Origin of the sequence: Halomonas salinarum (genome assembly GCF_012062845.1) — a bacterium.
GTDB lineage: Bacteria > Pseudomonadota > Gammaproteobacteria > Pseudomonadales > Halomonadaceae > Onishia > Onishia salinarum.
Window position 1 is genome coordinate 223,271 of record NZ_WWNB01000001.1, and the last position, 13,812, is coordinate 237,082.

The 13,812-nt window shown below is 60.3% G+C and carries 14 protein-coding genes and 2 riboswitches; of the genes, 6 read left to right on the plus strand and 8 right to left on the minus strand.

The features are described 5' to 3' along the window. Positions 1-20 precede the first annotated feature (20 nt). The 4 genes from HF027_RS00995 to HF027_RS01010 all read left to right on the plus strand — a co-directional run bounded on the left by HF027_RS00995 (position 21) and on the right by HF027_RS01010 (position 2,185). The gene (locus tag HF027_RS00995; RefSeq protein WP_168012020.1) at positions 21-401 is read left to right on the plus strand and encodes a VOC family protein; all 381 of its coding nucleotides are present in this window, start codon (positions 21-23) and stop codon (positions 399-401) included. Positions 402-537: 136 nt separating this feature from the next. Beyond that, positions 538-885, plus strand: coding sequence for a DUF4870 family protein (locus HF027_RS01000; RefSeq protein WP_245184407.1), 348 nt, complete (start codon positions 538-540; stop codon positions 883-885). Positions 886-891: 6 nt separating this feature from the next. Further along, complete coding sequence (locus tag HF027_RS01005; RefSeq protein WP_168012022.1) at positions 892-1,821, plus strand: lysophospholipid acyltransferase family protein; 930 nt, start codon at positions 892-894, stop codon at positions 1,819-1,821. A gap of 13 nt (positions 1,822-1,834) precedes the next feature. Further along, on the plus strand, positions 1,835-2,185 hold the full coding sequence (locus tag HF027_RS01010; RefSeq protein WP_168012023.1) for a DUF4870 family protein: 351 nt from the start codon (positions 1,835-1,837) through the stop codon (positions 2,183-2,185). Between the two features lie 87 nt (positions 2,186-2,272). Here HF027_RS01010 and HF027_RS01015 read toward each other — a convergent pair whose 3' ends face one another. Then, positions 2,273-3,361 carry a glycosyltransferase family 4 protein gene (locus HF027_RS01015; protein ID WP_168012024.1) on the minus strand — a complete coding sequence of 363 codons (1,089 nt, stop codon included), beginning with the start codon at positions 3,359-3,361 and terminating at the stop codon, positions 2,273-2,275. Between the two features lie 110 nt (positions 3,362-3,471). Then, a riboswitch (TPP riboswitch) is annotated at positions 3,472-3,599 on the plus strand. A gap of 89 nt (positions 3,600-3,688) precedes the next feature. On the opposite strand from HF027_RS01015, the gene tenA reads away from it, so the two are divergent. Then, positions 3,689-4,357 carry a thiaminase II gene (gene tenA / locus HF027_RS01020; RefSeq protein ID WP_168012262.1) on the plus strand — a complete coding sequence of 223 codons (669 nt, stop codon included), beginning with the start codon at positions 3,689-3,691 and terminating at the stop codon, positions 4,355-4,357. An 80-nt stretch (positions 4,358-4,437) separates the two neighbouring features. After that, positions 4,438-4,579: riboswitch (TPP riboswitch) on the plus strand. A 67-nt stretch (positions 4,580-4,646) separates the two neighbouring features. After that, positions 4,647-6,536, plus strand: coding sequence for a phosphomethylpyrimidine synthase ThiC (thiC, locus tag HF027_RS01025; protein ID WP_168012025.1), 1,890 nt, complete (start codon positions 4,647-4,649; stop codon positions 6,534-6,536). Positions 6,537-6,614: 78 nt separating this feature from the next. Here thiC and HF027_RS01030 read toward each other — a convergent pair whose 3' ends face one another. The 7 genes from HF027_RS01030 to cyoA form a co-directional block, all read right to left on the minus strand. Beyond that, positions 6,615-7,292 (minus strand): CBS domain-containing protein, encoded by a 678-nt coding sequence (locus tag HF027_RS01030; protein WP_168012026.1) that lies wholly within the window; start codon positions 7,290-7,292, stop codon positions 6,615-6,617. Positions 7,293-7,661: 369 nt separating this feature from the next. After that, positions 7,662-8,273 carry a Yip1 family protein gene (locus HF027_RS01035; RefSeq protein ID WP_168012027.1) on the minus strand — a complete coding sequence of 204 codons (612 nt, stop codon included), beginning with the start codon at positions 8,271-8,273 and terminating at the stop codon, positions 7,662-7,664. 169 nt (positions 8,274-8,442) lie between these two features. Continuing rightward, positions 8,443-9,387, minus strand: a complete 945-nt coding sequence (cyoE, locus tag HF027_RS01040; RefSeq protein ID WP_168012028.1) for a heme o synthase — start codon at positions 9,385-9,387, stop codon at positions 8,443-8,445. Next, the gene (gene cyoD, locus HF027_RS01045) at positions 9,345-9,674 is read right to left on the minus strand and encodes a cytochrome o ubiquinol oxidase subunit IV (RefSeq protein ID WP_168012029.1); all 330 of its coding nucleotides are present in this window, start codon (positions 9,672-9,674) and stop codon (positions 9,345-9,347) included. Before cyoD ends, cyoE begins: the two co-directional genes overlap by 43 nt. A 1-nt stretch (position 9,675) precedes the next feature. Continuing rightward, the gene (gene cyoC / locus HF027_RS01050) at positions 9,676-10,305 is read right to left on the minus strand and encodes a cytochrome o ubiquinol oxidase subunit III (RefSeq protein ID WP_168012030.1); all 630 of its coding nucleotides are present in this window, start codon (positions 10,303-10,305) and stop codon (positions 9,676-9,678) included. A gap of 2 nt (positions 10,306-10,307) precedes the next feature. Then, complete coding sequence (gene cyoB / locus HF027_RS01055) at positions 10,308-12,326, minus strand: cytochrome o ubiquinol oxidase subunit I (protein ID WP_168012031.1); 2,019 nt, start codon at positions 12,324-12,326, stop codon at positions 10,308-10,310. A 3-nt stretch (positions 12,327-12,329) separates the two neighbouring features. Continuing rightward, positions 12,330-13,340 (minus strand): ubiquinol oxidase subunit II, encoded by a 1,011-nt coding sequence (gene cyoA / locus HF027_RS01060; protein ID WP_168012032.1) that lies wholly within the window; start codon positions 13,338-13,340, stop codon positions 12,330-12,332. Between the last annotated feature and the right edge of the window lie 472 nt (positions 13,341-13,812).

Consider the following 13,812-nt stretch of genomic DNA (forward strand, 5'->3'; position numbering starts at 1 on the left):
GCGGCCCAAGGAGGAACGTCATGCTGTCAGCTCTGGATCATCTGGTGATATACGTCGATGACCTGTCACGAGCGGTGGATTTCTACAGCCGGGTACTCGGCATGGACGCCAAGGAGCAGGATGCCAGCCATGCCGACCTGCACCTGGGCACCCTGATGCTGCGCCTGCAGCGAACCGACAACTCGACCGCTCCCCAGGCGGCGGCCCCCACAATCGGGGCGATGGAGCTTTCCTTCTCGAGCCGTCTGCCGCTTGAAGAGGTCGAGCACCATCTGGCCGCGCTTTCCGTCCCGGTGGAACTCGGTCCGGTGACATACGACGGTAGCAAGGGACCCGTGGACTCACTGTATCTACGTGACCCGGAAGGCAACCTACTGGAGATCAACCGTCCGCGGCGCTGATGGCAACGCCTGCCTGGGCAGGTATCATGTTGCAAAGACTCGCTTTTTATTCCGGATTTCACCCTTTACCGTTTCGCCGAAGGACGATGTCATGCCCCAGACGCCTGCACACGAGACACCTTCCTCGCCGCAGAATATGCCACGCCCGACACCACAGAAGCCCGATACCACCATGGCCATGGTGGTCTACGGCCTCTTGCTGGCCGGCATGGTAAGTGGTTTCACGCCAGTGATCGGCGTGGTCATCGCCTATGTCTATCAGGGTAAGGGACCGGACTGGCTCGATGCGCACTACCGCTATCAGATTCGCACTTTCTGGATCGGGCTGCTCTACGGCCTTATCGCCACGGTTCTGACACTGGTGGTCATCGGCGTACCGCTGCTGATCGCCCTGGCCGTGTGGATGATCATTCGCTGCGTGAAGGGCTTCAAGGGCCTGCAGGAACAGCGGCCACCGAGCAACCCCACCACCTGGCTGGTGTGACGCCTGATGAGTGATGAGATCTCCCGCCGCGACCGCCTCCAGGCCAGCGCGATTACCACCCTGTGGCGGGCCCTTTCCGGGCGCCGCCTCAGCACCCTGTGGCGGCTATCGCGGTGTGCGGGCCCACTGGTACACAGGCTCAGCAAGCGTGAACGCCATATCACCGAGGCCAACCTGGCGGTCGTCTATCCCGCGACCGACAGGACTCAGCGCCGTCGGCTCGCCCGCGATAGCCTGACCCATTCCACCGCCACCATGCTCGAACTGGGGTTTGCCTGGATGCATGATCCCGAGCGGGTAGAGTCGTCGATCGTCGAGGTGCACGGCCGTGAACTGCTCGATGACGCGAGAGCCGAAGGACGCGGCGTCATCGTGCTGGCCCCGCACTTTGGCAACTGGGAGGTGCTGAATTTCTGGCTCTCGGGTCATTTCCCTTTCACGGCCATGTACGAGCCGCCCAAGATTGCCCCCCTCGACCCGGTGATTCGCCATGGCCGCGAGCGCCGCGGTGCCCAGCTGGTACCGACCAATCCCCGCGGCGTAGCGGCTCTGCTCAAGGCGCTAAAGCGCTGCGAGGCAGTGGGCATCCTGCCGGACCAGGAACCCGACTGGGGCAGCGGTGTCTTCGCGCCCTTCTACGATCGTCCCGCCTACACGGCAACCCTGCTGCCAAAACTGGTAGCACGTACCCAGGCGCGGGTAGTGACCGGCGTCGCAAGACGCCTGCCCGGGCGCGGTTTTGCGCTTCACTTCCTGGCCGCCGATGAGCGAGTCTACGAGGCCGACGAGACGACTTCAGCCAGCGGCGTCAATGCCTGCGTCGAGTCTGCTATCGCCCTTGATCCCGCCCAGTATCAATGGGAGTACAAGCGCTATCGCAAGACCCCCGAGGAAGCTGCCGGCGACCCACATTATCGCCAAGCACGCATTTACTGAACAGAGAGCGTCCATGAGCCAAACCTATCTACCCAAGCAGGATACCCGCGTCACCCAGATCATCTATGTGCTCTATCTGGCCGGCCTGATCACCGGCAGTGTGACGACGCTGATCGGTGCCATCATGGCCTACGTCTACCGCGGTGATGCCTCGCCCTGGCTACAAGAGCATTATCGCTACCTTATCCGCACCTTCTGGATCGGGGTCCTCTATAGCATTGCCGCCTTCATGCTAGGGGTGATCGGTATCGGCTTTCTGGTCATGCCGCTGCTGGCACTCTGGCTGATCGTGCGCTGCGTGATCGGTATCAAGGCCGTGCGTGCCGACCAGCCGCCGGCCAAGCCCCGTTCATGGTTATGGTGAGTCGGCTGTGGTAAGAGGGTAACGCCACAAGCGCTTTAGAAACACGACTGAGGCGCTCGCACTCAGCGCGGCATGTCACTACTGAGCCTAGCTCCTGGTGTCTTCGCCAAGCGCCGCGGCAAAGGCCGCCGCGGCACTCGACCAATCCTGCTGCTGCCCCCGCGCGGCGGCGGCCCCTTCACGCAGCCGAGTCCGCAGGTCGCCATCCTCCAGCCAGCGGCGCAGCGCCGTGGCGAGGGCCTGAGCATCGCCGGGCTCGACGGCGAGACCCGCCCCCTCGGGCAGGGTGTGCTCAAGCGCTCCACCCGTGGTAGTGATCACCGGTAAACCATGCGCCAGTGCCTCGGTCACCACCATGCCGTAGCCCTCGTAGTAGGACGGCAACACGAAAAGATCCGCCTCGGCGTAATAGGCCGCAAGGGACTCGGGGGAACGAGTGCCGAGCAGAAAGACTCGCTCACCCAGACCCTGCGCCTCGATCATGTCCTCGACCCGCCTGGCATGTTCCGGGGCCAAGTCCAGCCCGCCGATACAATCGCACTCCCAACCAAGCTCGGACACCTCGGCCAGTGCCTCGATCAATACCTCATGCCCCTTGCGCGGCGTCAGGCTCGCCACACACAGCAGCCGCTGGGATTCCATGCCGTTATCGTCACGCGTAGCGCTAACCGACAGTGGAGCCTGCTGGACGCCCGGTTCGACCACATGAATCTGCGACGGCAGCACGCCGAAGTCAGCCAGCCGTTCGGCAGTGAACGTGCTGGTCGCGATCACTCGTTGCATCGCCATCAGCGCCAGGGCCTCGCTGGTCTGAAACCCGTCGCGCTCAATCCCGCTCAGGCCCGTCTCATCGGCCTGTGGATGATGCATCAGCGCCGTGAGATCGAGCCGTTCACCATGGCGGGCTACCACCTCCGGCAGACCGGCCATGACCATGGCATCGATCACCACCCGGGCACCGTCCGGCAGCTCGCCAAGGGTGCTTTCGAGGCTTTCGGTGGCCTGCTGGTCGGGCATCGGGAAACGCCCGGCCAGCCCTTCGACGGCGACGTCCCAACCACGCTTGCGCAACGCCTCCACGATGCGAGCATCGTAAACGTAGCTACCGGTAAGCTGGTCAGGGTCGCCGGCCACCAGCAGGGTCATGGCGGGAACATGGGAAGCGGCTGATATCATCCGTGACATCCTCGTCTCAGGGGGAAGCTTCAGGGGAAAACTGACAGTAAAACCACGAGGCTAGCACACCCGGGACTGGCAAGGTCGAGGCAAGATGTTAGACTGTCGCCACTCGCTTGACGGGGTGCCGGTGATACCGGCTGAGACCGCCCAACGCCGTGCTTCAGCACGACACAGGACGGATCCCGTTGAACCTGATCCGGCTCGTACCGGCGTAGGAATCAAGCGGTGGCCGGCGAGCCTTGGTACACGCCTTTCCGACCACACCCTTCCCTTGATTGACCTGCCTGGCTCGAGCTCCGGATCATGACCGCCACCGGAGGCCAGATGGGTTACTGCTTCAACGACCTTACCGCTGCCTGTCATCACGACTGGCGACACTATATCGAGCACGATTTCGTGCGCCGACTCGGCGCCGCCACCCTCGATCAAAAGGCCTTTCGCCACTACCTGCAGCAGGACTATCTGTTCCTGATTCACTTCGCCCGTGCCTATGCCCTGGCGGCCTACAAGAGCCGCACGCTGAGTGATCTGCGACACGCCCAGGCGGGCCTCTCGACCATCCTCGACGTGGAGCTCGACCTCCACATCGCCTACTGCCGCGAGTGGGGTATCTCGGAAAGTGATCTGGAAACACTGCCCGAGGCCCGCGCGACGCTGGCCTATACCCGCTATGTGCTCGAGACCGGACAGCGCGGCGATCTGCTGGATCTCCACGTGGCCCTGGCACCCTGCCTGATCGGCTACGGGGAGATCGCCTCCTGGCTCAATGCCCAGCCCTTTACGGTCCGCGGCGACGCCAACCCCTTCGATGCCTGGATCGCCATGTACGAAGGTCCGGACTTTCAGGAGGCGATGGCAAGCGAAATCAGCTGGCTCGATAATCGCCTTGCGGAAGTCGGCCCGCGACGCTTCGAGGAGCTTCGCCAGGTGTTCAGTGAGGCCACCCGGCTTGAAATCGACTTCTGGCAGATGGGGCTTGATCAAGGCGATTGAGTGCCCTGCCGAAAGCCGTTCGGTCAGGTGGTGCCGAATGGTATGTATCAACCACCACACCGGAAGCTTAGGCTTCCATCACTCGCTTGACGGGGTGCCGGTGATACCGGCTGAGATCATCCAACAGGCGCCTTGGGCGCCTGACAGGACGGATCCCGTTGAACCTGACCTGGCTAATTCTTTCGAGAGGGTACCAGCGTAGGGATCAAGCGACAGGCAGGCCGCCGTTCGGGCCCGCCCCTGTCTCTCCTTCGCTTGTCCTCCCCAGACTATTGGGAGAACACATTAGATGAGCAATACCCGCCACTTTCTCAACGAGCAGGCCCGCGTCGATGCGGCCGCCATTGCCCCCCTGCCCGGTTCGCGCAAGATTCATGTCGAGGGTTCCCGCCCGGACATCCGCGTGCCCTTTCGCGAAATTGGTCTGTCGCCGACCACCACCGCCGACGGCGTCGAGGACAATCCGCCGCTGCTGGTCTACGACACCTCCGGGCCCTACACCGACCCAAATGCCGACATCGATCTGCGTCGCGGCCTGAAAGCCCTGCGCGAGGCCTGGATCAATGAACGTGATGACACCGAATGGCTGGATGGTCCGACCTCAGAGTACGGGCGCCGCCGCGCCAATGACCCGATGCTGGCCCCACTGCGCTTCGAGCTGGGGCGCACGCCGCGCCGGGCCAAGGAAGGCAAGAATGTGACCCAGCTGCACTATGCCCGCCAGGGCATCGTCACCCCGGAGATGGAGTTCATCGCCATCCGCGAGAATCAGCGCCGCCAGGCGCTGGGTACGCAGGAGGTCGAGCGCATCCTCGGCCACCAGCACGCCGGCCAGGGCTTCGGCGCGCGCCTGCCTGAGGAAATCACGCCTGAGTTCGTGCGCGACGAGGTCGCCGCCGGCCGGGCGATCATCCCCTGCAACATCAACCACCCGGAAACCGAGCCGATGATCATCGGCCGCAACTTCCTGGTGAAGATCAACGGCAACCTGGGCAACTCGGCGGTCACCTCCTCGATCGAGGACGAGGTCGACAAGATGACCTGGGGCATCCGTTGGGGCTCGGACACCATCATGGATCTCTCCACCGGGTCGAACATCCATGAGACCCGCGAGTGGATCATCCGCAACGCCCCGGTGCCGATCGGCACCGTGCCCATCTACCAGGCGCTGGAGAAGGTCAACGGCGTGGCCGAGGACCTGACCTGGGAAGTATTCCGCGACACCCTGATCGAACAGGCCGAACAAGGCGTCGACTACTTCACCATCCACGCCGGCGTCTTGCTGCGCTATGTGCCCCTGACCGCCAAGCGCACCACCGGCATCGTCTCGCGCGGCGGCTCGATCATGGCCAAGTGGTGCCTCTACCACCACCGGGAGAGCTTCCTCTACACCCACTTCGAGGACATCTGCGAGATCTGCAAGCGCTATGACGTGGCCTTCTCGCTGGGCGACGGCCTGCGCCCGGGCTCGGTGGCCGATGCCAACGACGAGGCCCAGTTCGCCGAGCTCGAGACCCTGGGCGAGCTGACCCGTATCGCCTGGCGGCACGACGTCCAGGTGATGATCGAGGGCCCCGGCCACGTGCCCATGCACCTGATCAAGGAGAACATGGACAAGCAGCTCGAGGAGTGCGATGAGGCGCCCTTCTACACCCTGGGGCCGCTGACCACCGACATCGCGCCCGGTTATGATCACATCACCTCCGGCATCGGCGCGGCGATGATCGGCTGGTACGGCTGCGCCATGCTCTGCTACGTGACCCCCAAGGAGCACCTGGGCCTGCCCAACAAGGACGACGTCAAGACCGGCATCATCACCTACAAGATCGCCGCCCATGCCGCCGACCTGGCCAAGGGGCACCCGGCCGCCCAGCGCCGCGACAACGCCCTGTCCAAGGCACGCTTCGAGTTCCGCTGGGAGGACCAGTTCAACCTGGGGCTGGACCCGGACACCGCCCGCGAGTACCACGACGAGACCCTGCCCAAGGACTCGGCCAAGGTGGCGCACTTCTGCTCGATGTGCGGGCCCAAGTTCTGCTCGATGAAGATCAGCCAGGAGGTGCGCGACTACGCCCGGGAAAAGGGCCTCGACGGCGATCAGGAAGCGGTGATGCAGGGCATGGAGGAGCAAGCCGAAGCCTTCAGGGCCGCCGGCGCCAAGCTTTACCACGAGGTCTAGGTCAAGACTTTCGTTCGTATCGCAAAAAGGCCCCGCTTCGGCGGGGCCTTCTCTTGAAGCCGCGTAAGAGGCGATCCTCTAAAAGGCGCCATACCCTAACGGCATGCGGCTCATATTGTTCTCGACCCGTTTGACACCCGGCTGGCTTTCGGCGGCGAGCTGCACCGCTTTCATTTCCTCATCACTCGCCACTAATCCCCACAGCTCGACGACACCATCCTTGACGATGACGTTGACGCGCACGGTGTTGAGCTTTTCTTCGAGCTCCTGGTTGAGCGCATCACGTAGACTGCGATCATCTTGCGTACCCTCTTCAGCGGGTGGTGTGCTGGCAAGGCCCTGCAACAGATTGGCACGGCTCACGATACCCACGACTTTCCCGTCTCGGGTCACCGGCACTCGCTTGATATGGCGTTTCTCAAGCAGCCGAGCAATCTCGGCGACGGAGATGTCCTCTTCCACATCGACTACCGGGTGGCTCATGATGTCCTTGGCCACCTGGCCATGGGTCTTGATGTAGCTGGCCGCTTTTTCGGACCCCACCAGAGCCCGCCACCAGGGCTCACCGTTGTCGTCCTGGCCATCGGCGCGTCCCATCAAATCCCCTTCGCTGACCATTCCCATCAGGCGCTGGTCATCGTCGACGACGGGGACCGCACTGATACGATGATCCAGCAGCACACGGACAATTTCCTGCACGTCTGTCTCAGGTGAGACACTGATGACCTTGGTAGTCATGACATCGGCAGCACGCATGGCACATCCTCCTGATGAAAGCTAATAACACAGAGCCCGTTGGTAAGCCTCGTGTTGGGTACTTGCCAGGCATCGATGCGAGAAGTGCAAGGCAGATAATTCCGTAAAGGCATAACTAAACTCTAGTGCTGCTACAGGATAGCCACAAGCCGATAGCCACAAGCCACTATCTCAGTACGTCCTCACCTGACGTGCATGGGGTAGAAACGATCACGCGCAACGTATTCGCGGGCTAGGCATCGCTACCTCAAATAAACCGGTAAGGAAGAACTGAAGCCAACAAAAAGGGCGGCCCTGTTGGGCCGCCCTTTTCATCTACATCTGACACCTACATCCATGAGGTTCAAACGCTATCTGGATGTGAGCCTGTCACCCACCAATCAGCGCCAGGATGATACGCTCCCCGTAGCCCCAAAGGAGCACGGTCAGCCCAAGCAGGGCCTCCAGTACCAGCACGCCGATACCCAGCGTGGAGCTTGAGACGATGAAGCCCTCCTCGCTACTGATGCCCAGAAAGGACGGGATGCCCAGATAGAGCAGATAGGCGGTGTAGCAAAGGCCAATGATACCGGCCAGCAGGCACAGCCAGATCAGTGGATAGATGGCCACGAGGCCGCTCAAGAACATCGGCGTGGCCACATAGCCAGCGAACACGATGCACTCACTCTGTTTCGGGGGAGTCGACGTGAAACGCTTGGCCAAGGCGCGAATCACTTTGCCTACCGAATACACCGCCGCGAGGATCACCAGATAGAAGACAATCCCTGCGCCCAGAGCATCCAGATACCCCAGCTGTATATGGGTATCCCCACCTAGCCCCCACCCCACTTGGGTGGTGCCAATATAGGAGCAGATGACCGGAATAGCAGCCAGCAACAGCACGTGATGCTCGTAAAGGTGCGTGAGCGTCTCGCGCTCTCCCTTGATCTGCTTCCATTCACGTTGCGGATGGGCCATCAGGCCCCAAACATGCGTCAGCATCCAGACACCTCCCTCTATCTGCAGGCAAGATCAGCTGAGCCGACCTCAGGTACACGCATGATACGTGCGACAAACACAGTATAGACATGCGCAAGGGGGAAGCGTCGACGACAGTTTTCACTGCCGTCTCAACGCTTTGGGTTCAGCATGGCGAGAACCCATGAAGAGGTCAGCGCAGCGAGGTCCAGAGCAGCGGCGCTTGCGGCAGGGCGGCATCCACCGACATCATCAGGCTCAGTGCCGTGATGGTGAGGATGGAAAAACCAAATACGCTCTTGGCCCAGCGTTGCTCATCCTGGGCACGATACCCCTTGCACGCCAGGTACAACCAATAGCCTCCCATGACCAGGGCGACCGTGAAGTAACCAGGACCTGCGTAGCCCGCAATGCTCAGGGCAAGCGTCGCCGGAATGAAGGCCAGGATCCAGCCGAGGATATGGTGCTTGGCACGATGGACGCCCCGCACCACCGGCAGTACCGGAATCGATGCCGCGCGATAGTCTTCCAGGCGGAAGATCGCGATCGCATAGGAATGCGGCATCTGCCACAAACAGAAAATGGTCAGCAGCGTCATGGCACCGGTATCGAAGGTGCCACTGACCGCACAGTAACCCACCACTGGGGGTACGGCGCCCGAGAGACTACCGACCAGCGTGCCGTATTCGGAGTGACGCTTCATCCACAGGCTGTAGACGCCGACATAGATCACGAAACCGAAGGCGGCCAGCCCCACCGTCAAGGCGTTGGTGCCCAGGGCCAGCAGGCCAAAGCCAGCAAGCCCCAGCGCTGTCGCGAACCACAGCGTGGCGGCCGAGGTCACTCGCCCCTGCACCAGCGGACGATTCTGGGTACGCCGCATCACGCGATCGATATCTTGGTCGATGACGTTGTTGTAGGCACACCCGGAAGCAATGACCAGCGCCAACCCCACCACCGCTGACATGAACAGCAGCAGATCGAAATCGCCCTGGGCGGCCAGGAAGTAGCCGCCCAGAACAGAGATCAAGTTACCGCCGATGATGCCCGGCTTGGTGAGTGTCAGGTAGTCCTTGAGCATGGAAGGCGTCTGCGTCAGCCGATCATCATGTTGAGATGAAGATGATGCATGATCCACAAGGAACCTCCGATGACTAGGACCAGAATCGTCACGGTGAAGACGAAGGACATGAAATTCCAGCCTTCATCGGCCTTGGTATTCATATGCATGAATAGCACCAGCTGCACCAGCAGCTGAGCAACGGCCGTCGCAACGATGATGATCACGGTCGCCAAGGTATCAAAGGCACCCGTCATCACCGCCCCGAAGGGAATGATGGTCAGGACGATCGACAATATCAGGCCAACCACATACGACTTGACGCTGCCATGACTGTTGTCGTGAGACGTGTGTGAGTCGCTCATATCACAGGACTCCCATCAAGTAGACGAAGGAGAATACGCAGATCCAGACGATATCCAGAAAGTGCCAGAACAGGCTCAGGCACATGATCCGCGGACGGGTAACGTCGTTCAGACCTTTCTGCTTGAGCTGAATCAGCATGACCAGGATCCAGATCAGACCGAAGATCACGTGCAGGCCGTGTGTGCCGACCAGCGTGAAGAAAGCCGACAGGAAGGCGCTTTGATCAGGCCCATGCCCCAAGTGGATCAGGTGCTGAAATTCGTAGAGCTCCAGGCCTATGAATCCAGCCCCGAGCAGAAAGGTGATCAACAGCCATTTCTGTACTGAAGCCACGCGTCCGGCATTCATCGACAATACGGCCATGCCGTAGGTAAAACTACTGATCAACAGCAGGAAGGTGCTGATCAGAATCAACGGCAGATCGAAAATATCAGCCGGTGACGGACCACCGGCCGTGCCCCTCAGGAGCACGGCATAAACGGCAAACAGTGAGCCGAAGATCACCAGGTCGCTCATCAGGTAGACCCAGAAACCGAAGATCTTGGTGCCCGCGGTATCGTGATGATCGTCGTGATGATCATGGTCATGCCCGTGGGCATGACCTTGGTTGCTAAGAGTATCGGTTGCCATGATTAGCTCTGAGTCCCCAGCCGAGTTGAATGCGCAAGATCACCCTTCCTCTTCACGCGCTGACGATTCTCGCGCTCGATACGCTCCACTTCCGCCGCAGGGACGTAGTAGTCGACGTCATCGTTGAAGATCCGCGCCATGAAGGTGGCAAACACACCGAGTCCACCTGCGATCACCAGCCACCAGATGTGCCACACCAACGCGAAGCCAAAGATGGTGGCAAATAGCGCGATGATGGGGCCTTCCCAGGTGTTTTTGGGCATGTGGATATCCTGGTAGGGCGGCTCGGACAGCGGCGGTACGCCACCGTTGGCCTGCTTGTCGTCCCAGAACGCATCCACACCCTTCACCTCAGGCAGATGTGCAAAGTTATAGAACGGCGCCGGCGATGACGTTGCCCACTCCAGCGTACGCGCATCCCAGGGATCGCCCGTCACATCTTCGTTCTGCTTGCGATCACGAATGCTGACGTAGAACTGGATCAAGGTGCAGGCAATACCCGCCGCTATGATCAACGCACCGACCCAGGCCACGATCATCAGCGGCTGCCACTCGGGGTTGCTATAGGACTGCATGCGACGCACGGCACCGAAGAAGCTCAGCACGTACAGCGGCATGAAGGCCACATAGAAGCCGATGATCCAGCACCAGAAGGAGCGCTTGCCCCACTTTTCGTCCAGGGTGAAACCGAACGCCTTCGGGAACCAGTAGGTCAGACCCGCCAGCATGCCGAACACCACGCCGCCAATGATGACGTTGTGGAAGTGAGCGATGACGAAGAGGCTGTTGTGAAGCACGAAGTTCGCCGCCGGAAGCGACAGCATCACCCCGGTCATGCCACCGAGGGTGAAGGTGATGATGAAGCCGAGTGTCCACAGCACGGGAGAGGTGATCTCCAGACGGCCGCGGTACATGGTGAACAGCCAGTTGAAGATCTTCACGCCCGTAGGAATGGCGATGATCATCGTCATGATGCCGAAGAAGGCATTGACGTTGGCACCGGCCCCCATGGTGAAGAAGTGGTGCAACCAGACCACGAAGGACAGAATCGTGATCGCCACCGTGGCCCAGACCATGGTGTTGTAGCCGAACAGGCGCTTCTTGGCGAAGGTCGCGATGACCTCGGAGAAGACACCAAATGCCGGCAGGATCAGGATGTACACCTCAGGATGGCCCCAGGCCCAGATGAGGTTGACGTACATCATCATGTTGCCACCGAGATCGGTGGTAAAGAAGTTCATGCCCAGGTAACGATCCAAGGTCAACAACGCGATGGTTGCGGTCAGGATCGGGAAGGAGGCAATGATCAGGATGTTCGCGCACAGCGACGTCCAGGTGAAGATCGGCATGCGGAACAGCGTCATGCCCTTGGTGCGCATCTTCAGGATAGTGACGAAGAAGTTGATCCCCGTCAGCGTCGTCCCTATCCCTGATATCTGTAACGCCCATATCCAGTAATCCACCCCGACCCCGGGACTGTAATCGAGTCCCGATAGAGGCGCATAGGCAAGCCAGCCGGTCTTCGCGAACTCACCGATGAAGAGCGACACGTTGACCAGCACCACACCCGAGGCAAACAACCAGAAGCTCAGGTTGTTGAGGAACGGGAAGGCGACGTCACGCGCACCGATCTGCAGCGGCACCACCAGGTTCATCAGACCGATGACCATGGGCATGGCGACGAAGAAGATCATGATCACGCCATGAGCCGTGAAGATCTGGTCATAGTGTGACGGTGGCAGGAAACCTTCCGCACCGGCCGTGGCCATCGCCAGCTGAGAGCGCATCATGATGGCATCCGCGAAGCCGCGAAGCAGCATCACCAGGGCCACGATGAAGTACATGATACCGAGCTTCTTGTGGTCGATGGAGGTAATCCATTCCTTCCACAAGTAGCCCCATTTCTTGAAGTACGTGATGGCAGCCGTCAGACCGATCCCGCCCAACACGATGGCCGAAACGGTCACCATGATGATCGGATCGTCGAACGGAACCGCCTCTAGACTGAGTTTTCCGAACATAATTTACTCCGCTGCCTCCGCGCTCTTGGGCTCGCCGTGAGACTCGTCCGATTCGCCGTGGCTTTCGTCGCCGTGGCCTTCATCGCCATGACTGCCATGACCGAAGCCGTCGGCGTAGCTGTCAGAGAATGCTTCTACACGCTCTGCGTGGTCACCGCCGGCATGAAAGCTCTTGATGATGCTCTCGTAGAGAGCAGGGGATACCTCGGAGAAGTACTGAATCTCACTGTCCTCGGAGGGCGCAGCAAGCTCGTAATACTCCTCAGGGAAGGTCAGTGATTCAGACGATTCACGGACCTTGGACACCCAGGCCTCGAAATCCTGCTGGGATCCGACATGAGCGTCGAACGTCATATCCGAGAAGCCGGCACCGCTATAGTTGGTGGAACGACCAGGATAGACCCCTTGCTCATCGGCGATCAGGTGAACATCGTTATCCATACCCGCCATGGCATAGATCTGACTGCCCAGACGCGGAATGAAGAAAGAGTTCATCACCGAGCCAGACGTCACCCGGAAGCGCACCGGTGTATCTTCGGGGAAAGCTATTTCGTTGACTGTCGCAATACCCTGCTCCGGGTAGATGAACAGCCATTTCCAATCAAGCGATACCGCCTCGATGACCATTGGCTCCTGACCACCTTCCTCAACATCGAGAGGCTTGTGGGGATCCAGGCTGTGCGAGGTATACCAGGTCAACACCGCCAGGAAGGCAATGATCACGCAGGGCACGAACCACACCACGGCCTCGACCTTGTTGGAGTGATGCCAATCGGGGCTATAGGTCGCATTCTTGTTGCTGCGACGATAGCGCCAGGCAAACGCGATGGTCATCACGATCACCGGAATGACAACGATCTGCATCAAGCCGAACGCGGTCAGAATCAGGGTTCGCTGCTCTTCCCCGATCTGCCCCTTGGGATCCATCAGAGCCGAATCACAGCCTGTCAAAAACAGGGCAAGCGACACGAGCACGAGCGGACTCAGCACACGTAAGTACTTCTTTCTTATCATCCTACGACCTCGTCAGGGCACGAAATCAGGCTAATCTCATAGGGATATAAAATTAGCCGGCTAGTGTATGCACGCAGCAAACGCTCACATCTATGCCTTGCTAGGCCATGCATGATGACCGCAAGCAGCATCCGATAAAGCAGGTTGCTAACACGCACCGCAGCCAGACCTTTTGAGCAAACACTCGGCTACTACAAAGGTCTGGCTACATTGACCGCGTATCCTCGGAGATATGACATCCCCGCGACAGTGACGATTTGTCGCAGGGTGTCGCAGAAAGCGCACAGGGAGGCGGCTCGACACGCTGATAAGGCCAGGCGTGGGGCGCTGAATGACATCAAGCAGGCGATGAAAACGTTAAAGGAGGCCGTTGAGAAACTTCCGAGCATGCAGCTCAGGTCTGGCAGGCCACGTCTTGCCGCCTGCAACAGCCTGGCACGTCCAACCCAGACATCGCGCTCATCGTGGGAAC